Annotated in this window: 4 protein-coding genes; all 4 read left to right on the forward strand. The window is 70.3% G+C overall.

Features of this window, described 5'->3' with window-relative positions:
* Positions 1 to 47: 47 nt before the first annotated feature.
* The 4 genes from D7X74_RS00700 (at position 48) to D7X74_RS00710 (ending at position 22,310) form a co-directional block, all read left to right on the forward strand.
* Positions 48 to 19,850 (forward strand): non-ribosomal peptide synthetase, encoded by a 19,803-nt coding sequence (locus D7X74_RS00700; RefSeq protein ID WP_233601911.1) that lies wholly within the window; start codon positions 48 to 50, stop codon positions 19,848 to 19,850.
* Positions 19,851 to 19,915: 65 nt separating this feature from the next.
* Positions 19,916 to 20,206 carry a penicillin acylase family protein gene (locus tag D7X74_RS43855; protein WP_233595283.1) on the forward strand — a complete coding sequence of 97 codons (291 nt, stop codon included), beginning with the start codon at positions 19,916 to 19,918 and terminating at the stop codon, positions 20,204 to 20,206.
* Positions 20,188 to 20,820, forward strand: a complete 633-nt coding sequence (locus tag D7X74_RS00705; RefSeq protein WP_233601912.1) for a penicillin acylase family protein — start codon at positions 20,188 to 20,190, stop codon at positions 20,818 to 20,820. The genes D7X74_RS43855 and D7X74_RS00705 overlap by 19 nt, the downstream gene beginning before the upstream one ends.
* Positions 20,821 to 21,053: 233 nt before the next feature.
* A complete protein-coding gene (locus D7X74_RS00710) occupies positions 21,054 to 22,310 on the forward strand; it encodes a polysaccharide deacetylase family protein (RefSeq protein ID WP_120530954.1) in 1,257 nt (418 codons plus the stop codon).
* The last annotated feature ends 75 nt before the right edge of the window (positions 22,311 to 22,385 follow it).

Consider the following 22,385-nt stretch of genomic DNA (forward strand, 5'->3'; position numbering starts at 1 on the left):
CCCAGGCTCCCGCCAAGGCACCTCCGCCCGCGCCCCGGACCGCGTCGGTGCCTGGAGCCCCTCCGCCCATCCCCCGCGCGTCGAGGGCGCAGCCGCTGCCGCTCTCCTTCCCGCAGGAGCGGCTCTGGTACCTCCAGCAGTTGGATCCGGCGAACGTCGCCTACAACAACGCCGTCAACTTCCGCCTCACGGGCGCGCTGGACACGAAGGCCCTCCAGGCGGCGCTGGACGAGCTGGTGAAGCGGCACGAAGTGCTGCGCACCACGTACGCGCTGTCGGAAGGCGGCCCGGTGCAGGTGGTCCAGCCGACGGGCGGGCTGCCCATGCCGTTGGAGGAGATCCCGGGTGACACGCGCGAGGAGCGCGAAGCGGAGCTGCTGCGCCGCTGCCGGCAGCTCGCGGACATCCCCTTCGACCTGGCGCGGGGGCCGGTGGTCCGTGCGCGCCTGATGCGGCTGGGCGCGGAGGAGCACGTGCTGGGACTGGTGCTCCACCACGTCGTCTCCGATGCGTGGTGCACGCTGGTGCTCGCGCAGGAGCTGACCGTCCTCTACGCGTGCTTCGGCGCGGGCCTGCCTTCGCCGCTCCCGGCTCTGCCGGTGCAGTACGCGGACTTCGCGGTCTGGCAGCGCAAGTGGCTGGAAGGCGCGATGTTGGATGAGCAGCTGCGCTGGTGGAAGGCGCAGCTCACCGGGGTGCCCGCGCTGGAGCTGCCGACGGACCGGCCGCGTCCCGCCGTGCAGTCCTACGCGGGCGACGTGCACCGCTTCCACATCCCCCGGGAGGTGTCGGAGCCCCTGCTCGCCCTGGGGCGCAAGGAAGGCGCCACGTCGTTCATGGTGTTGATGGCGCTCTACCAGACCGTGCTGGGGCGCTACGCGAACCAGGACGACTTCGCGGTGGGCACGCCCATCGCCGCGCGCACGAGGCCGGAGGTGGAAGGCCTCATCGGCTGCTTCGTCAACACGCTGGCCTTCCGCGCGAAGCTGGAGGGCGCACCCACCTTCCGTGAGCTGGTGGGCCGCGTGAGGCAGCAGGCCCTGGGCGCGTACGCGCGCCAGGAGGCCCCCTTCGAGCGACTGGTGGACGTGCTCCAGGTGCCGCGCGACCAGAGCCGTACCCCGGTCGTGCAGGTGCTGCTCAACGTCCTCAACACGCCCGACTCGGACGCCGCCGCGCCCCAGTCGCTCCAGTTGAGCCAGGTGGAGGTGCCCACGGGCACGTCGAAGTTCGACCTGGGCCTGGACGTGTACGAACAGCGCGCGGGCCTGTACTGCCGGCTCGAATACGCCACCCACCTCTTCGACGAGGCCACCGTCGCACGCCTCGCCGGACACCTGACCCTGCTGGCCCAGGCCGTCGTCGCATCGCCGGACCTGCCCCTCTCCCGCGTGCCCCTGCTCACGGAGGACGAGCGGCAGCAGGTCCTGGTGCGCTGGAACGACACGCGCGTGGAGTATCCGCAGGGCGAGCGCATCCACGACCTCTTCGCGCAGCAGGTCGCGAAGACTCCGGACGCCGTCGCCGTCGTGTTCGAGGGACAGCAGCTCACCTACGCGCAGCTCGACGCGAAGGCCAACCAGCTCGCGCACCACCTGGGCTCGCTCGGAGCGGGCCCCGAGTCCCTGGTGGGCGTGTGCCTGGAACGCTCGCTGGAGATGGTCGTGGCGTTGCTGGGCGTGCTCAAGGCGGGCGCGGCCTACGTGCCGTTGGATCCGGCCTACCCGCGCGATCGCCTCCAGTGGATGTTGGAGGACACCGCGGCCCCCGTGCTGCTGGTGCAGGAGCACCTCGTCTCCAACCTGCCCCTGAAGGGTTCGGGGACCCAGGTCGTGTGCCTGGACACCGGCTGGGAGCGGATCGCACGTCACCCCACGACGCCTCCGGCGCCGCGCGCCACCGCCGATTCACTGGCCTACGTCATCTTCACCTCGGGTAGCACGGGCCGTCCGAAGGGCGCGATGAACGCGCACGCGGGCGTCGTCAACCGCCTGCGCTGGATGCAGCAGGAGTACGGCCTCACGTCGGAAGACACGGTGCTGCAGAAGACGCCGTTCAGCTTCGACGTGTCCGTCTGGGAGTTCTTCTGGCCGCTGATGACGGGAGCGCGGCTGGTGGTGGCGCGTCCCGGTGGCCACCAGGAGCCGGCGTATCTGGTGCGGCTCATGGCCGAGCAGCGCATCACCACCGCGCACTTCGTGCCGTCCATGCTGCGCGCCTTCGTGGAGGAGCCGGGCCTGGAGGGCCTGACGCACCTGCGCCGCGTGGTGTGCAGCGGCGAAGCCCTGCCCGCGGACCTCGTGCGCCGGGCCCACGCGCGGCTGCCCGTCGCGGAGGTGCACAACCTCTACGGCCCCACCGAGGCCGCGGTGGACGTCACGTACTGGCACTGCCCGCGCACGGAGGACCTGCGCCGCGTGCCCATCGGTCGTCCCGTGGCGAACACGCGACTCCACGTGCTCGACCGCCATGGCCAGCCCGTGCCAGTGGGTGTGCCCGGTGAGCTGTTCCTCGCGGGCGTGCAGGTGGGCCGGGGCTACTGGCGCCGCCCGAACCTGACCGCCGAGCGCTTCATTCCGGATCCGTTCAGCCCCACGCCCGGCGCGCGCATGTACCGCACGGGCGACCTGGCGCGCTGGCTGTCCGACGGCACGGTGGAGTACCTGGGCCGCGCCGACTTCCAGGTGAAGCTGCGCGGCTTCCGCATCGAGCTGGGCGAAATCGAAGCCGCGCTCCAGGCGCACCCCGGCGTGCGCGAAGCCGTGGCCGTGGTGCGCCCGGATGCCTCTGGCGACGCGCGACTGGTGGCGTACGTCACGGGGGACGCGGGCCCGCTGGAAGCGGCGACGCTGCGAGCCTTCCTGCTGGAGCGCCTGCCCGAATACATGGTGCCGTCGGTCTTCATGCACCTGGGCGTGCTGCCGCTCACTCAGAGCGGCAAGGCGGACCGCAAGGCCCTGCCCGCACCGGAGGTTCAGGTGACCCAGCGAGGCCGGTACGTGGCCCCGCGCGGCGCCGCCGAGCAGACGCTCGCCGGAATCTTCACCGAGGTGTTGGGCGTCGAGCGCGTGGGCGTGAACGACAGCTTCTTCGAGCTGGGCGGACACTCGCTGCGCGCGACCCAGGTCGTCGCGCGCGTGCGCACGGCCTTCGGCGTCGAGCTGGGCCTGCGCGTCCTCTTCGAGGCGCCCACCGTGGCCGCGCTAGCGCAGCGTCTCCAGGCGCTCCAGGATCCCAGCCGTCCGGCGTTCGTGGCCCCTCCGCTGGCGGTCGCGGACCGGAGCGCGGTGCTTCCCCTGTCCTTCGCGCAGCAGCGCCTGTGGTTCATCCACCAGCTCGACCCGACGGACACGACGTACAACATCCCCGCCGCCCTGAAGCTGGAGGGCACGCTGGACGTGGGCGCGCTCCAGCGCAGCTTCGAGGAGCTGGTGCGTCGCCACGAATCCCTGCGGACCACCTTCCGCACCGAGGCGGGAGAACCCTTCCAGGACATCCACTCGCCTGCGCCGCTGTCGCTCCCGGTGACGGACCTGACGCACCTGCCCGATGCGCCCTCGCGTCAGGCGGAGGCCATGCGCCTCGCCACCGCGGAGGCCCGCGGTCCGTTCAACCTGGAGCAGGGACCGCTCCTGCGCGCCCTGCTCCTGAAGCTGGGCGACACCGAGCACGTGCTGGTGCTGAACATCCACCACATCGTCTCCGATGGCTGGTCCGTGGGCGTGCTGGTTCGGGAGATCGCGGCGCTGTACGCGGCCTTCCTCCAGGGCCGTTCCTCACCGCTGCCGGAGCTGCCGGTGCAGTACGCGGACTACTCGGCGTGGCAGCGGAACTGGCTGCGGGGCCCGGTGCTGGACGCGCAGCTCGACTACTGGCGCGGACAGCTCACGGGAGCCTCTCCGCACCTGGAGCTGCCCACGGACAAGCAGCGTCCGGCGCGGCAGTCCTTCCAGGGCGCGGTGGTGCCGGTGCGCCTGCCGCGAGCGCTGAGTGACGCGGTGGAGGCCCTGGCGAAGCGAGAGGGGGCCACGCCCTTCATGGTGCTGCTGGCGGCCTGGCAGCTCGTGTTGCAGCGCTACTCCGGGCAGGAGGACATCTCGGTGGGTTCGCCCATCGCGGGTCGCCGGCACGTGGAGTCCGAAGCGTTGATCGGCTTCTTCGTCAACACGCTGGTGCTGCGCGCGCACGTGAAGGGCGACGCCAGCTTCCGCCAGCTCCTGGCGCAGGTGCGCGACACCACGCTGGGCGCGTACGAGCACCAGGACCTGCCGTTCGAGAAGCTGGTGGAGGTGCTGCATCCGGCGAGAGATCTGAGCCGCAGCCCGCTCTTCCAGGTGCTCTTCGTCCTGCAGAACGCGCCGGTCTCCGAGCTGTCCCTGCCCGGGCTCACCCTGCGGGCCGTGGACGTCAACAGCGGGATGGCGAAGTTCGATCTGGACCTCACGCTCCAGCGAGAGGAGCAGGGCTTCACGGGCAGCCTCACCTACGCCACCGCCCTGTTCCAACCGGACACCGCGGCCCGCATGGTCACGCACCTGCAAGTGCTGCTGGATGCAGCCATCGCCGCGCCGGAGCTGCCGCTGTCCCAGCTTCCGATGCTGACGCCGGAGGAGCGGCACACGCTGCTCGTCGAGTGGAACGACACGCGCACCCAACTGCGTCGCGGCCTCCTCCACGACCTCGTCGCCCAGCAGGCGGCTCTCACTCCCGACGCCACCGCCCTCGTCGTCGGCACCCGGCGCCTCTCCTACGCCCAACTGGACGCACGCGCCAACCAGCTCGCCCACCACCTGCGCTCCCTCGGCGTCGGGCCCGAGGTCCGCGTCGCCCTCTGCCTCGAGCGCTCCGAGGACCTCCTCCTCTCACTCCTCGCCATCCTCAAGGCCGGCGGCACCTACGTGCCCCTCGACCCCGCCTACCCCCGTCAGCGCCTCGACTTCACCCTCGCGGACTCCGGCGCACGGCTCCTGCTCTCCCACCAGTCGCTGCTCGACTCCCTCAAGCTCGACACCCAGGGGCTCGACACCCTCTGCCTCGACGCGCTTCCTGAAGCCGTCGCCGCGCGGCCCACCTCCGCCCCGCGCTCCGACGTCTCCGAGGCCAACCTCGCCTACGTCATCTACACCTCCGGCTCCACCGGCAGGCCCAAGGGCGTCTCCATCTCCCACGCCAGTGCCTCCGCCTTTCTCGACTGGGCCCTGCGCACCTTCTCCCCGGCCCAACTCAAGGGCACCCTCGCCGCCACCTCCGTCTGCTTCGACCTCTCCGTCTTCGAGCTCTTCGCGCCCCTCTCCTGCGGTGGCGCCGTCCTGCTCGCTGACAACGCCCTCGCGCTGGCCGGCCTGCCCGCCGCCTCCGAGGTGACGCTCATCAACACCGTCCCCTCCGCCATCGCGGAGCTGCTGCGCCTCGGCGCCATTCCTCCCGCCGCGCGCACCATCAACCTCGCCGGCGAGCCCCTCCCGGGCACCCTCGCTCGCGCCCTCTACTCCACCGGCTCCGTCGAGCATGTCCTCAACCTCTACGGCCCCACCGAGGACACCACCTACTCCACCTTCACCCGCGTCCCTGAAGGCCCCGCCGAGCCCACCATCGGCCTGCCCCTTCCCGAGACGAGCGCCTACGTCCTCAGTCCCCATTTCTTCCCGCAGCCCATCGGCGTGCCCGGGGAGCTGTACCTGGCGGGCGCCGGCCTCGCGCGCGGATACCTTGGACGAGCGGACCTCACCGCCGAGCGCTTCGTCCCGGACCCCTTCAGCTCCACGCCCGGCGCTCGCATGTACCGCACCGGAGACCTCGTGCGCCGTCGCGCCGATGCGCAGCTGGAGTACCTGGGCCGCACCGACTTCCAGGTGAAGCTGCGCGGCTTCCGCATCGAGCTGGGCGAAATCGAAGCCACCCTGCGCCAGCACCCTTCCGTCCAGCAGGCACTCGTCCTCGCTCGCCGAGATTCATCCACCGGGGACCCGCGTCTCGTCGCGTACGTCGTCGCGTCCAACGCCAACCCCAACGAACTGCGCACCCACCTCCAGCAGAAGTTGCCGGAGTACATGGTGCCTTCCGTCTTCATCCCCCTCGCGGCCTTCCCGCTCACGCCCAACGGCAAGGTGGACCGCAACGCCCTTCCCGCACCGGAAGCTGGCGCCGCGCAGCGCGAGCGCTACGTCGCGCCGCGCACGCCGACGGAGCAGCATCTGGCCGCGCTCTGGGCCGAAGTGCTCCGCGTCGAGCGCGTGGGTCGGGAAGATCATTTCTTCGAACTGGGAGGCCACTCGCTCCTCGCCACCCAGGTGGTGGCGCGCGTCCGCTCCACCTTCGGCGTGGAGCTGCCCCTGCGCGCCCTCTTCGAAGCCCCGGTCCTCGAACAGCTCGCGCAGCGAATCGATCAGGCCGGGACCACCACCGCGCTGCCCGCCCTGACGTCCACGCCGAGGACGGACGAGGCCCTGCCCCTGTCCTTCGCGCAGCAGCGCCTCTGGTTCCTGGATCAGCTCCACCCCGGGTCCGCGGCCTACAACATGCCGTTCGCCCTCCGGCTGGACGGATCCCTTGACGCAGCCGTGCTGGAGCAAGCGTTCACGGAGCTGGTGCGGCGCCACGAAGCCCTGCGCACCACCCTGGGTGATGAGGCCGGCACGCCCGTGCAGCGCATCCACGCGCCCGCGCCGTTCCCCCTCACGATGAGGGATCTGCGCACGCACGAAGCCCCCGAGGGTGAAGCGCGCCGACTGGCCCGCGAAGATGCCAGCCGTCCATTCGATCTCGCCCGGGGCCCGCTGCTGCGAGCAACCTTGTTGCGCCTCGCCGAACGCCGGCACGTGTTGTTGCTCAACCTGCACCACGTCATCTCCGACGGCTGGTCCACCGGAGTGCTGGTGCGTGAAGTGGCCGCCCTCTACGAGTCCTTCCGCCAGGGCCAGCCCTCGCCCCTGCCGGAGCTGCCCGTGCAGTACGCCGGCTATGCCACGTGGCAGCGCCGGTGGCTGGCGGGCGACGTGCTCGCACGGCAGGTCTCATGGTGGAAGCAGCAGTTGGAAGGAGCGCCCACGCAGTTGGAGCTGCCCACCGACTTCCCCCGTCCGCCGGAGCTCTCCGGTCGAGGCGCCCGGTTCCCGGTGCGCCTGTCGCGCGAACTGAGCCGGGCCGTCGAAGCGCTGGCGCAGCGCGAAGGCTCCACCCCCTTCATGCTGTTGCTGTCCGCCTTCCAGCTCCTCCTGTCGCGCTACAGCGGCCAGGACGACCTCCTCGTGGGCACGCCCATCGCGGGCCGCCGTCACGCGGAGACGGAGGGCCTCATCGGCTTCTTCGTCAACACGCTGGTGCTTCGCGCTCGCGTGGATGCGGCCAGCACCTTCCGCCAGCTCCTGGCCCAGGTGCGCGAGTCCACCCTCGGCGCCTTTGAGCACCAGGACGTCCCCTTCGAGAAGCTGGTCGAGGAACTCCAGCCCCGAAGGGACCTGGGCCGCTCCGCGCTCTTCCAGGCGTTCTTCGCGCTGCAGAACGCGCCCATCCAGCCCCTGTCCCTGCCCGAGCTGTCCCTGCACGCGTTCGAGGACGAAGGCGAGCCCGTCACCAAGTTCGAACTCTCCCTGGACCTGAGCGAGACGCCGGAAGGCTTCATGGGCGCGCTCAAGTACAGCGCGGAGCTGTTCGCACCGGCGACCGTGAGCCGCATGGCCCGACACTTCCAGGCCCTGCTGGAAGCCCTCACCACCCGCCCGGACGTGCGCCTCTCCGAGCTGTCCCTGCTGACGCCCGATGAGCGCCAGCAACTGCTCCACACCTGGAACGACACCGCGGCCGAGCCGGTCCCGACGACCACGTTCCCCGCCGCCTTCGAGCACCAGGCCGCGCTCACGCCGAGCGCCCCCGCCGTGCGCTACGAGGACACGGTGCTCTCGTTCGCCCAGCTCAACGCTCGGGCCAATCAGCTCGCCCGTCACCTGCGCACGCTGGGCGTGGGGCCCGAGGTCCGGGTCGCGCTGCGCATCGAGCGGTCGGTGGACATGGTGGTCGCCGCGCTCGGCGTGATGAAGGCGGGCGGAGCCTACGTCCCGCTGGATCCCTCCTGGCCCACGCAGCGCCTGGACTTCGCGCTCCGGGACAGCCAGGCCCCGGTGCTCCTCACGCAGCGCGGCCTCGTCACGTCCTGGAAGCCCGAGGGCGTCACGGTGGTGAGCCTGGATGCGAGCGAGCAGCCCGGGTCCACGCTGTCCGCGGAGGACCTGGCGCCGCTCGCCACGGCGGAGACGCTCGCGTACGTCATCTACACGTCCGGCTCCACCGGCACGCCCAAGGGCGTGATGGTGCGGCACGGCTCCGTGCTCAACCTGCGCGCCGCGCTGAAGCGGACCGTCTACCAGGGCCTGCCCACCGGCTCGCGCGTCAGCGTCAACGCGCCGCTCGCGTTCGACGGCTCCGTCAAACAGCTCGTCCAGTTGCTGGACGGTCACTGCCTGTGCATCGTCCCCGAAGCCACGCGAGTGGATGCGGAGGCGATGGTGGCGTGGCAGCGCCAGCACCAGGTCGCCGCACTGGACTGCACCCCGTCCCTGCTGCGGCTGCTGCTCCAGGCCGGCCTGTTGGAGGGAGAGAACGCCCCGACCCTGCTGGTCCCCGGCGGTGAAGCCCTCGACGAGGCCACGTGGGACACGCTGGCCGCCTCCGAGCGCACGCGCACCTTCAACGTCTACGGGCCCACCGAGTGCACCGTCGACGCCACCGCCTTCGCGGTCCGCCAGGGCACGAAGCCCACGCTGGGCGGCCCGCTGCTCAACGTGCGGACCTACGTGCTGGACACGCACCTGCAGCCAGTGCCGGTGGGCGTGGCCGGAGAGCTGTTCATCGCGGGCGAAGGGCTCGCGCGGGGCTACCTGGACCGCCCGCACCTCACCGCCGAGCGCTTCGTCCCGAACCCGTTCGGAGCAGGCCCTGGCGCGCGCATGTACCGCACCGGCGACAAGACCCGTTGGCGGGAAGACGGCACGCTGGAGTCCCTGGGCCGCATCGACTTCCAGGTGAAGCTGCGTGGCTACCGTCTGGAGCTGGGCGAAATCGAAGCCGCGCTCCGGAGCCACGCCACCGTCCAGGACGCCGCCGTCCTGGCCCGGGAAGACGTGCCCGGGGATCAGCGCCTCGTCGCCTACGTCGTGCCGGCGCCCGGCTTCGACGCGAACGATCTGCGCGCCGTCCTCAAGCAGAAGCTGCCCGAGTACATGGTGCCCGCGACCTTCGTGACGCTGGACGCCTTCCCCCTCACGTCCAACGGCAAGGTGGACCGCAAGGCCCTGCCCAAGCCGGAAGCCTCCGCCACGAGGCGCGATCACTACGTCGCCCCGAGCACGGCCACGGAGCAGCGGCTCGCGGTCCTATGGGCCCAGGTGCTGCGAGTCGATCGCGTCGGCCGTCAGGACCACTTCTTCGAGTCGGGTGGCCACTCGCTCCTGGCCACGCAGTTGGTGTCCCGCATTCGCACCGCCTTCGGAGTCGAGCTGCCGCTCCGAGCCCTCTTCGAAGCGCCGGTCCTGGAGCAGCTCGCCCTGCGAGTGGAGCAGGCCCACAGCACCACGGTCCTGCCCGCCCTGGTCGCCGCGCCGAGGACAAGCGCGGCCCTGCCCGTGTCCTTCGCGCAGCAGCGCTTGTGGTTCCTGGATCAGCTCCAGCCTGGAAGCTCGTCCTACAACATCCCGTTCGCCCTCCGGCTGGACGGGGCCCTGGACACCGCCGCGCTGGAGCAGGCCTTCACAGAACTCGTGCGCCGTCACGAGTCCCTGCGCACCACCCTGCATGACGAGGGCGGCACGCCCGTGCAGCGCATCCACGCGCGCGCGCCCTTCGCCCTCCCCGTGCGCGACCTGAGCAGCCACGAGGCTCCAGAGGCCGAGGCCCGCGAACTGGCCCAGGCCGATGCACGGCGTCCGTTCAACCTCGCGCGCGGTCCGCTCGTGCGCGCCCAACTGCTGCGCTTGTCCGCACAGCAGCACGTGCTGCTGCTCAACCTGCACCACGTCATCTCTGATGGCTGGTCCAGCGGGGTGCTGGTGCGCGAAGTGGCCGCCCTCTACGAGGCCTTCCGCCAGGGCCGTCCCTCACCGCTGCCCGAACTGCCCATGCAGTACGCCGACTTCGCCGTCTGGCAGCGCCAGTGGCTGGCCGGCGACGTGCTCGCGCGGCAGGTGGCGTGGTGGAAGCAGCAGCTCTCGGGTGCTCCCACCCAGTTGGAACTGGCCACGGACTTCCCTCGTCCCTCGGTCCCGTCCAACCGTGGCGCAAAGGTGCCAGTGCGCCTGTCCCGCGAGCTGAGCCAGGCTGTCGAGGCGTTGGCGAAGCGTGAAGGCGCTACCCCGTTCATGCTGTTGCTGTCCGCGTGGCAGCTCCTGCTCTCGCGCTACAGCGGACAGGATGACCTCCTCGTCGGCACACCCATCGCTGGGCGCCGTCAATCAGAGACCGAGGGCCTCATCGGCTTCTTCGTCAACACGCTGGTGCTGCGCGCCCGCGTGGACGCGGCCAGCACCTTCCGCCGATTCCTGGCCCAGGTGCGCGAATCCACCCTCGGTGCCTTCGAGCACCAGGACGTCCCCTTCGAGAAACTGGTCGAGGAGCTCCAGCCCCAGCGCGACCTGAGCCGCTCGGCGCTCTTCCAGGCGTTCTTCTCGATGCAGAACGTACCGGTGCAGGCCCTGACCCTGCCCTCGCTGTCCCTGCATCCGCTCGGGGACGAAGCGGAAGGCCTCGCCAAGTTCGAACTGTCCCTCGACCTGAGTGAGACGCCGGAAGGGCTCATCGGCGCGCTTCAGTACAGCGCCGACCTGCTCACGCCGACCACCGCCGGCCGCATGGCCAGGCACTTCCAGGTGCTGCTGGAAGCCCTCACCGCTAGCCCGGACGTGCGTCTCTCCGAGCTGCCCCTGCTGATGCCCGATGAGCGTCAGCAACTGCTCCACACCTGGAATGAAACGAACGAGGAGTTGCCTCCCTCCACGTTCGCCGTCGCCTTTGAGCAGCAGGCCGCGCGCACGCCGCAAGCGCCCGCCGTGCGCTTCAACGACACGGTGCTCTCGTTCGCACAGCTCAACGCCCGCGCCAACCAGCTCGCCCGTCACCTGCGCTCCCTGGGCGTCGGGCCCGAAGTCCGCGTCGCGCTCTGCTTCGAGCGTTCCGCGGACATGTTCGTCGCCCTCCTCGGCGTCCTGAAGGCCGGCGGCGCCTACGTCCCGCTGGAGCCCTCCTGGCCCGAGCAGCGCCGCGCTTTCGCCCTCCGCGACTGCGCGGCACCGGTACTCCTCACCCAGTGGCGCCTCTCCGCCTCCGGGCTTCCGGACGGCCTGACGGTGCTCACCGTCGATGCGCAGGAGACGCCTTGGGCCTCACTGGCCGAGCACGACCTGGAGCCCATCGCTGCTCCTGAGCACCTCGCGTACGTCATCTACACCTCCGGCTCCACGGGCACGCCCAAGGGCGTGATGGTGCGGCATGACTCCGTGCTCAACCTGCGCGCCGCGCTGAAGCGGACCGTCTACCAGGGCCTGCCCACCGGCACGCGTGTCAGCCTCAATGCACCGCTGGCCTTCGACGCCTCCGTGCAGCAGCTCGTCCAACTGCTCGACGGCCACTGCCTGTGCATCGTCCCCGAAGCCACACGACAGGACGCCGAAGCAATGGTGGCGTGGCAGCGCCAGCACCAGGTTGCCGCGCTGGACTGCACCCCGTCCCTGCTGCGACTGCTGCTCCAGGCCGGACTGCTCGAAGGTGAAGCCGCGCCCACCCTGCTGGTGCCCGGTGGCGAAGCCCTCGACGAGGCCACCTGGAACATGCTGGTCGCCTCCGAGCACACCCGCTCCTTCAACGTCTACGGGCCCACCGAGTGCACCGTCGACGCCACCACCTTCGCCGTCCGTCAGGGCACGAAGCCCACGTTGGGCGGCCCGCTGCTCAACACGCGGACCTACGTGCTGGACTCACGCCAGCAACCGGTTCCGGTGGGCGTGGCTGGAGAGCTGTTCATCGCGGGTGAAGGCCTCGCACGCGGCTACCTCGGCCGCGCCGACCTCACCGCCGAGCGCTTCGTCCCGAATCCCTTCGGCACCGACTCCGGCGAGCGCATGTACCGCACCGGAGACAAGGCCCGCTGGAGGGAGGACGGCACGCTGGAGTACCTGGGCCGCATCGACTTCCAGGTGAAGCTGCGCGGCTTCCGCATCGAACTGGGTGAAATCGAAGTCGCCCTCCAGAGCCATCCCGCCATCCAGGGCGCCACGGTCCTGGTCCGCGAGGACGTCCCGGGAGATCAGCGCCTCGTCGCCTACGTCGTCGCTTCCAACCCCGACCCCAGCGACCTGCGCGCGTTCCTCAAGCAGAAGCTGCCCGAGTACATGGTGCCCGCGACCTTCGTCGCGCTGGCCACCTTCCCCCTCACGCCCAACGGCAAGGTGGACCGCAAGGCCCTCCCCAAACCGGAAGCCTCCGCCACGAGGCGCGATCACTACGTCGCCCCAAGCACGGCCACGGAGCAGCGGCTCGCCATCCTGTGGGCCCAAGTGCTGCGAGTCGATCGCGTCGGCCGTCAGGATCACTTCTTCGAGTCGGGTGGCCACTCGCTCCTGGCCACGCAGCTGGTGTCCCGCATCCGCACCGCCTTCGGAGTCGAGCTGCCCCTCCGAGCCCTCTTCGAGGCGCCGACCCTCGATCAGCTCGCACTGCGCATCGACCACGCGGACCCCACCACCGCACTGCCCTTCCTACGGCCCACGCCGAGGACGGATGCAAGCCTGCCCCTGTCCTTCGCACAGCAGCGCTTGTGGTTCCTGGATCAGCTCCAGCCCGGGGATGCGTCCTACAACATCCCGTTCGCCCTCCGGCTGGACGGGGCCCTGGACACCGCCGCGCTGGAGCAGGCCTTCACGGAGCTGGTGCACCGTCACGAATCCCTGCGCACCACCCTGCATGACGAGGGCGGCACACCCGTGCAGCGCATCCACGTGCCCGCCCCCTTCGCCCTTCCCGTGCTCGACCTGAGCACGCACGAAGCCGCGGAGGCAGAAGCCCGCCGACTGGCCCAGGCCGATGCACGGCGTCCGTTCGACCTCGCGCACGGTCCGCTCGTGCGCGCTCAACTGCTGCGCCTCTCCGCGCAGCAGCACGTGCTGCTCCTCAACCTGCACCACGTCATCTCCGACGGCTGGTCCAGCGGGGTGCTGGTGCGTGAAGTGGCCGCCCTCTACGAGGCCTTCCGTCAGGGCCGTCCTTCTCCCCTGCCCGAGCTGCCAGTGCAGTACGCCGACTACGCCGTCTGGCAACGCCAGTGGCTGGCCGGCGACGTGCTCGCGCGGCAGGTGGCGTGGTGGAAGCAGCAGCTCTCGGGTGCCCCTACTCAGTTGGAACTGCCCACGGACTTCCCGCGTCCTCCGGCGATCTCCAGCCGGGGCGCCCGGATCCCGGTGCGCTTGTCCCGTGAGCTGAGCCGGTCCGTCGAAGCGTTGGCGAAGCGTGAAGGTGCCACCCCGTTCATGCTGTTGCTGTCCGCGTGGCAGCTCCTGCTCTCGCGCTACAGCGGACAGGATGACCTCCTCGTCGGCACGCCCATCGCGGGCCGCCGTCACTCGGAGACGGAGGGCCTCATCGGCTTCTTCGTCAACACGCTGGTGCTGCGCGCCCGCGTGGATGCGGCCAGCACCTTCCGCCAGCTCCTGACCCAGGTGCGCGAGTCCACCCTCGGAGCCTTCGAGCACCAGGACGTCCCGTTCGAGAAGCTGGTCGAAGAGCTTCAGCCCCAGCGCGACCTGAGCCGTTCCGCGCTCTTCCAGGCGTTCTTCTCGCTGCAGAACGTGCCCGTGCAGGCCTTCGCCCTGCCCTCACTGTCCCTGCATCCGCTCGGTGATGACGCGGAGAGCCTCGCCAAGTTCGAGCTCTCCCTCGACCTGAGTGAGACGCCGGAAGGCATCCTCGGTTCACTCCAGTACAGCACCGACCTGCTCGATCCGGCCACTGCCGGCCGCATGGCCCGGCACTTCCAGGTGCTGCTGGAGACCCTCACCACCCGCCCGGACGTGCGTCTCTCCGAGCTGCCCCTGCTGACGCCCGACGAGCGTCAGCAGTTGCTCCACGCCTGGAATGAAACGAACGAGGAGCTGCCTCCCTCCACGTTCGCAGCCGCCTTCGAGCAGCAAGCCTCTCGCACGCCGGAAGCGCCCGCCGTGCGCTTCAACGACATGGTGCTCTCGTTCGCGCAGCTCAACGCCCGCGCCAACCAGCTTGCACGTCACCTGCGCTCCCTGGGCGTCGGGCCCGAAGTCCGCGTCGCGCTCTGCTTCGAGCGTTCCGTGGACATGCTCGTCGCACTCCTCGGAGTCCTGAAGGCGGGCGGCGCCTACGCCCCGCTGGAGCCCTCCTGGCCCGAGCAGCGCCGCGCCTTCGCCCTCCGCGATTGCGCGGCCCCGGTACTCCTCACCCAGCGGCACCTCTCCACCTCCGGGCTCCCGGATGGCCTGACGGTGCTGACCGTCGATGCGCAGGAGACGCCTTGGGCCTCACTGCCTGAGCACAACTTGGAGTCCACCACCGCCCCTGAGCACCTCGCGTACGTCATCTACACGTCCGGCTCCACCGGAACGCCCAAGGGCGTGATGGTGCGGCATGACTCCGTGCTCAACCTGCACGCTGCGCTGAAGCGGACCGTCTACTGGGGCCTGCCCACCGGCACGCGTGTCAGCCTCAATGCACCGCTGGCCTTCGACGCCTCCGTGCAGCAGCTCGTCCAACTGCTGGACGGCCACTGCCTGTGCATCGTCCCCGAAGCCACGCGACAGGACGCCGAAGCAATGGTGGCGTGGCAGCGCCAGCACCAGGTTGCCGCGCTGGACTGCACCCCGTCCCTGCTGCGACTGCTGCTCCAGGCCGGACTGCTCGAAGGCGAAGCCGCGCCCACCCTGCTGGTGCCCGGTGGCGAAGCCCTCGATGAGGCCACCTGGAACGTGCTGGCCGCCTCCGAGCGCACGCGCACCTTCAACGTCTACGGGCCCACCGAGTGCACCGTCGATGCCACCACCTTCGCGGTCCGTCAGGGCACGAAGCCCACGCTGGGCGGCCCGCTGCTCAACGCACGGACCTACGTGCTGGACTCAAGCCAGCAACCGGTTCCGGTGGGCGTGGCTGGAGAGCTGTTCATCGCGGGTGAGGGCCTCGCACGCGGCTACCTCGGCCGCGCGGACCTCACCGCCGAGCGCTTCGTCCCGAATCCCTTCGGCACCGACTCCGGCGAGCGCATGTACCGCACCGGCGACAAGGCCCGCTGGAGGGAAGACGGCACGCTGGAGTACCTGGGTCGCATCGACTTCCAGGTGAAGTTGCGCGGCTTCCGCATCGAGCTGGGCGAAATCGAAGTCGCGCTCCAGAGCCATCCCGCCATCCAGGGCGCCACGGTCCTGGTCCGCGAGGATGTGCCGGGAGATCAGCGCCTCGTCGCCTACGTGGTGCCGACCTCCGCGTTGGCGCCCAACGACCTGCGCGCGTTCCTCAAGCAGCGGCTGCCCGAGTACATGGTGCCCGCGACCTTCGTGACGCTGGCCACCTTCCCCCTCACGCCCAACGGCAAGGTGGACCGCAAGGCCCTTCCCAAGCCGGAAGCCGGCACCTCGCGGCGTGCGAACCACGCCACCCCCAGAACGTCCACGGAGCAGCGGCTCGCGGTCCTGTGGGCCCAGGTGCTGCGAGTCGATCGCGTCGGCCGTCAGGATCACTTCTTCGAGCTGGGAGGCCACTCGCTCCTGGCCACGCAGTTGGTGTCCCGCATCCGCACCACCTTCGGCGTGGAGCTGCCGCTCCGCGCCCTCTTCGAAGCGCCGGTCCTGGAGCAGCTCGCCCTGCGAGTGGAGCAGGCCCATAGCGCCACGGCCCTGCCCGCCCTGGTCGCCACGCCGAGGACGAACGCCTCCCTGCCGCTGTCCTTCGCCCAGCAGCGGCTGTGGTTGCTCGATCAGCTCCAGCCCGGGGGATCGGCCTACAACATCCCGGCGGCGCTCCGACTCGAGGGTGCGCTGGACGCAGCCGCGTTGGAGCAGGCCTTCACGGAGCTGGTGCGCCGTCACGAATCCCTGCGCACCACCCTGCATGAAGAGAACGGCGCGCCCGTGCAGCGCATCCATGCGCCCGCGCCCTTCGCCCTTCCCGTGCTCGATCTCAGCACGCACGAAGCCGCGGAGACCGAGGCCCGTCGTCTGGCCCAGGAAGAAGCCGGGACGCCGTTCGATCTTGCCCAGGGCCCGCTCATGCGAGCCCGCCTGCTGCGCCTCTCCGCGCACCAGCACGTGCTGCTGCTCAACCTCCACCATGTGGTCTCCGACGGCTGGTCCGGAGGCGTGTTGGTGCGCGAGGTGTCCGCGCTCTACGAGGCCTTCCGCCAGGGCCGGCCCTCGCCGTTGCCCGAGCTGCCGGTGCAGTACGCCGACTACACGGTCTGGCAGCGTTCGTGGTTGCAGGGCGAAGTGTTGGAGCGGCAGGTGGCCTGGTGGAAGCAGCAGCTCACGGGTGCGCCTCACGCACTGGAGCTGCCCACCGACTTCCCGCGTCCGCCCGTGCAGTCCGCACGAGGAGGGGCCGTCCACTTCCGCCTTCCCGTGTCGGTGAGCCAGGCACTGGAGACCCTGGGGCAGGAGGAGGGAGCCACCCTCTTCATGGCCCTGCTGGCCTCCACGCAGGCACTGCTCGGGCGCTACTCCGGTCAGGATGACGTCGTCGTCGGGACGCCCATCGCCGGTCGTCGCTTCGCCGAACTGGAAGGCCTCATCGGCTTCTTCGTGAACACGCTGGCGCTGCGAGCCCGTCTGGACGACGCGCCTACCTTCCGCCAGTTGCTCGCCCGAGCGCGGGAGACGACCCTGGGAGCCCAGGCCCACCAGGACGTGCCGTTCGAGAAGCTCGTCGAGGAGCTGCATCCTCGACGTGACCTGAGCCGCACGCCGCTCTTCCAGGCCATGCTCCTCGTGCAGAACACGCCCACGTCGAGCCCCGTCGCGCCCCAGGGAGCGCTGTCCATCCACCCCGTGGAGGTGGAGGACCACGCGGCGAAGTTCGACCTCACGTTCGCCTTCACGCCGTCACAGCAGGGGCTGCAAGGCACCATCACCTACAGCGCCGACCTCTTCCGCGAAGAGACGATCCAGCGGCTCGTGAAGCACCTCCAGGTGTTGATCGAGTCCGCGGTCGCCAGCCCGGACACCCGGATCGTCGAGCTTCCGATGCTGACGCCGGACGAGCGGCACACGCTGCTCGTGGAGTGGAACGACACGCGCACCCAACTGCGTCGCGGCCTCCTCCACGACCTCGTCGCCCAGCAGGCGGCTCTCACTCCCGACGCCACCGCCCTCGTCGTCGGCACCCGGCGCCTCTCCTACGCCCAACTGGATGCACGCGCCAACCAGCTCGCCCACCACCTGCGCTCCCTCGGCGTCGGGCCCGAGGTCCGCGTCGCACTCTGCCTGGAGCGCTCCGAGGACCTCCTCCTCGCCATCCTCGCCATCCTCAAGGCCGGCGGCACCTACGTGCCCCTCGACCCCGCCTACCCCCGTCAGCGCCTCGACTTCACCCTCGCGGACTCCGGCGCACGGCTCCTGCTCTCCCACCAGTCGCTGCTCGACTCCCTCAAGCTCGACACCCAGGGGCTCGACACCCTCTGCCTCGACGCGCTTCCTGAAGCCGTCGCCGCGCGGCCCACCTCCGCCCCGCGCTCCGACGTCTCCGAGGCCAACCTCGCCTACGTCATCTACACCTCCGGCTCCACCGGCAGGCCCAAGGGCGTCTCCATCTCCCACGCCAGTGCCTCCGCCTTTCTCGACTGGGCCCTGCGCACCTTCTCCCCGGCCCAACTCAAGGGCACCCTCGCCGCCACCTCCGTCTGCTTCGACCTCTCCGTCTTCGAGCTCTTCGCGCCCCTCTCCTGCGGTGGCGCCGTCCTGCTCGCTGACAACGCCCTCGCGCTGGCCGGCCTCCCTGCCGCCTCCCAGGTGACGCTCATCAACACCGTCCCCTCCGCCATCGCGGAGCTGCTGCGCCTCGGCGCCATTCCTCCCGCCGCGCGCACCATCAACCTCGCCGGTGAGCCCCTCCCGGGCACCCTCGCTCGCGCCCTCTACGCCCCCGGCTCCGTCGAGCATGTCCTCAACCTCTACGGCCCCACCGAGGACACCACCTACTCCACCTTCACCCGCGTCCCTGAAGGCCCCGCCGAGCCCACCATCGGCCTGCCCCTTCCCGAGACGAGCGCCTACGTCCTCAGCCCCCACCTCTTCCCGCAGCCCATCGGCGTGCCCGGAGAGCTGTACCTGGCGGGCGCCGGCCTCGCGCGCGGATACCTCGGACGCGCGGACCTCACCGCCGAGCGCTTCGTCCCCGACCCCTTCAGCTCCACGCCCGGCGCTCGCATGTACCGCACCGGAGACCTCGTGCGCCGTCGCGCCGATGCGCAGCTGGAGTACCTGGGCCGCACCGACTTCCAGGTGAAGCTGCGCGGCTTCCGCATCGAGTTGGGCGAAATCGAAGCCACCCTGCGCCAGCACCCTTCCGTCCAGCAGGCACTCGTCCTGACTCGCCGCGACTCACCCACCGCGGATCCGTTCCTCGTCGCCTACGTCGTCACCTCCAGCCCCGACACCACCGCACTGCGCACCTTCCTCCAGCAGAAGCTGCCCGAGTACATGGTGCCGTTCTTCTACGTCCCCCTCGCGGCCTTCCCGCTCACGCCCAACGGCAAGATCGACCGCGCGGCGCTTCCCACGCCCTCGGCGGGCCTCTTCGGCCCCCCGGGGTCCTACGAAGCCCCGAGAGATCATCTGGAGCAGGAGCTGGTGGCGATCTGGGAAGAGGTGATCGGCATCAAGCCCATCGGGGTCACGAGCCACTTCTTCGAACTGGGAGGCCACTCGCTCCTCGCCGTGAGGCTCATGGCCCGCATCCGTGAGCGCATGAAGCGGGAGTTGCCGCTGGCCTCCCTGTTCCAGGCGCCCACGGTGGAGCAACTGGCCGGACTCCTGCGCAAGCTGCCCGAGCCCTTCTCGCCACTCGTGCCCATCCGGCGCGAGGGCGCGCGTCGCCCGTTCTTCTGCGTCCACCCCGTCGGCGGCAACGTGCTGAGCTACGCGGAGCTGGCGCGGGGCCTGGGACCGGATCAGCCCTTCTACGCACTCCAGTCGCCGGGGCTGGATGGGAAGCCGCTCTCACCGAGCACCGTCGAGGAGATGGCGGCGACCTACGTCGAACTCATCCGCACCGTCCAACCCCAGGGCCCCTACCGCCTGGGAGGCTGGTCCATGGGCGCGCTGGTGGCCTTCGAGATGGCCCGCCAGTTCCAGGCCCACGGCGACACCGTGGAGGTGCTGACCCTCATCGATCCGAGCAGCGCCACCGAAGCGCGCGTCAGCATCGACGTCGACGATGCCAGTCAGGTGTTGGCCCAGTTCGCCAGCGACCAGGGCCAGCTCGCCGACCAGGGCGCGTGGATTCCCGACCCTGCGTTGCTCGAACGAGGCCTGGACGCGGCGCTCGAGGACCTGATGGTCAAGGGACGTGAGTCGGGCCTGCTCGTCCCCGAGGTGCAGCTGCCGCAGCTGCGAACCCTCTTCGAGGTCTTCGCCAACAACCTGCGCGCCATGAAGCACTACCGGCCCCAGCCCCTTCCGGGCCGCATCGTCGTGCTGCGCGCCAGTGAGCGCTTGGCGGAGGAGCAGAACGACCGGGGCTGGAGCGCGCTCGCCCCCGACGGGCTCCTGCTCCTGGAAGTGCCCGGCAACCACTACAGCGCGCTGCGCGCACCGAACGTGCAAACGCTGGCGGAGCGGCTGATCCGATTGCTTACATAGACGCCCAACCCCAGACGTCGCACGCGCACGCGGCTGCCGACTGGTCGAATGAGCTCGCTTACACGGTGCGTGACGCCACCGAAGGCAACGACCGGTTCGCGGAGCACTGGCTGCGGATGAACGTGGCCCACAGCATCGAGGAGGCCACGAACGTGGAGCGCACGGTGCGGGGCGCGCCCTGGGTCAACACCCTCCTGGCGAACGCGGACGGCGACACGCGCTACGTGGACGCGTCCCCCGTCCCCGCGCTGAGCGCACAGACCGTGGAGGCCTACCGCGCGTCGCTGGAGAACACGCCGGACGCCCCGGTCTTCGCATCGCTGGGGTTGATCCTGCTGTGTGGCGCGAGTTCCTGAACGGGTTCGACCGTTCAGCCCTCACCCAGAAGAGCGTGCTCTTCGCACAGCCGTTCGATCCGCTCCAGGCCGCCACCACGCCGTCAGGGCTGACGCCAGCCCCGGCGGAAGGGCCGGATCCGGTGAACCAGAAGCTGGGTGAGGCCGTGGCGATCCTGACGCAGGCGGGCATCCCGGTGAACTCCCGCCTGGGAGACGTGCAGTTCGCGCGCAAGGAGAACCGGGTCATCCCGATGCACGGAGGCGCAGCCTTCGAGGGCGTCACCAACGTCGTCGGCTATTCCGGAGCGAACTCGACGCTGCTGCCCCAGTCCCAGCAGCAGGGAGAGCTCGTGTCGCCCGGCACGGGGCTCACCTCGAAGGAGGGCTACCTGGTCGACTTCGGCACAAGCTTCCTGATGGTGATGGAGTTCACGCCCCAGGGTCCGCGCGCGAACGCGGTGCTCTCCTACTCCGAGAACACCGACCCCGCCTCGCCCCGGTTCGCGGACCAGACGGACCTCTTCGCCGGAAAGCACCTGAGCCCCATCCTCTTCAACGAGGCGGACATCCTCGCGGATCCGGAGCGGGTGACGACCGAGCTCCAGGTGAGCAACACCTCCAAGCTGGAGTAGCGCGGGAGGGCGCCGTGGGGCCGGAAGCCGCATCCGTGCCCCGCGGCTCGCACCAGCGAGGATGGAAGCCTCCGGTGCCCTGGCGGCTCCTGGGCCACGTAGCACGGCAAGCGGTGGTGAGCGGTTCACGACCCACTGACCATGCACACCCTTGAGGTGGAGCCTTCGCGCCGTTGCCTCGTGCGCGCCCGGTGCGGCCATCCTTGCTTGCGCGCGCACGGGGAGCGCCCGCCATGGAACCCACGACCCAAGCCATCGTCCTCCTGCCCGGTCAGGTCGTCGTCTCGCTGAACTTCGACGATTGCCTGGCCAGTCAGAGCCAAGGCGCCGCCATCCTGCAGGCCCGGGGGATGCGGGGGACCTTCTTCGTCCACAGTACGCGGATGGGCCAATCCGGCCGCCTCACGCTCGCCCAGGTGCGAGCCCTCCGAGACGCCGGCCATGAGATTGGCGGCCACACGCTGACCCACCCGCACCTCAGTGAGCTTCCCCCGGACGAGCAACGCAAGGAGATCTGCAATGACCGGGTCGCCCTGCTGAACGCCGGCTTCCGCGTCACGTCCTTCGCGTACCCGTTCGGTGACAAGGACGCGACCACGCGGCAGATCGTCATCGACTGCAATTACAACTCAGCGAGGGAGAGCGGCGGCCTGCGCACCGCGACCGGCGGCTCCAGCAACCCCTACGCCGAGCCCGTGCCACCCGCCGACCCGTACGCCATCCGGACCCACGGCTCCGTGCAGGACACCACCACGCTCACGACCTTGAAGAACTACGTCCTGCGCGCGGAGGAGTCGGGAGGCGGCTGGGTGCCCATCGTCTTCCACCACATCTGCGGGCCGTGCAATCCGCCGCAGACCTACTCCATCGCGCCCGCCACGCTGACGGCGTTCGTGGAGTGGCTGGCCACCCGCGCATCGAGGGGCACCACCGTCGCCACGATGGACGCGGTCATCGGCGGCGCGCTGAAGCCGCCCGTGAGCTGGCCGCCTGCGCAGCTCTTGAAGAACCCTTCGCTCGAAACGGACCTCAATGGGGACGGGACGCCGGATTGCTGGCAGCGCGGAGGCTTCGGCTCCAACACCTTCACGTGGACGCGGACACAGGACGCCCACGGTGGGACCTGGGCCCAGCAGGTGCGCATCACGCAGATCACCAGTGGAGACCGGAAGCTCATCACCCGGCAGGACGACAGCAGCTGCACGCCCACCCCAACGACGGGGCATCACTACCGTATCTCCGCCTGGTACAAGGCCACGACGCAGGTGCGGTTCAAGGCGTACTACCGCGACAGCGCAGGCGCGTGGATCTACTGGTCCCAGGGGCCCCTCCTGCCCGCGCGCAGCAGCTACACCTTCGCCGAGTGGACGACGCCCGCTGCGCCCTCCGCGGCCCGGGCCCTCAGCGTTGGGCTGTCCATCGATCAGGTCGGCACGCTCACCATGGATGACTTCGCGCTCTCGGACGTGGAGGCGAGCGCGTCACCGTGAGCCCGTAGCGCGGGAAGACGACGGCCCTGGAGTCAGCGGTTCGCACCGGAGACTCCAGGGCCTCGCTCAGGAGGG

Origin of the sequence: Corallococcus sp. CA047B, assembly GCF_003612065.1 — a bacterium.
Taxonomy (GTDB): Bacteria; Myxococcota; Myxococcia; order Myxococcales; family Myxococcaceae; genus Corallococcus; species Corallococcus praedator.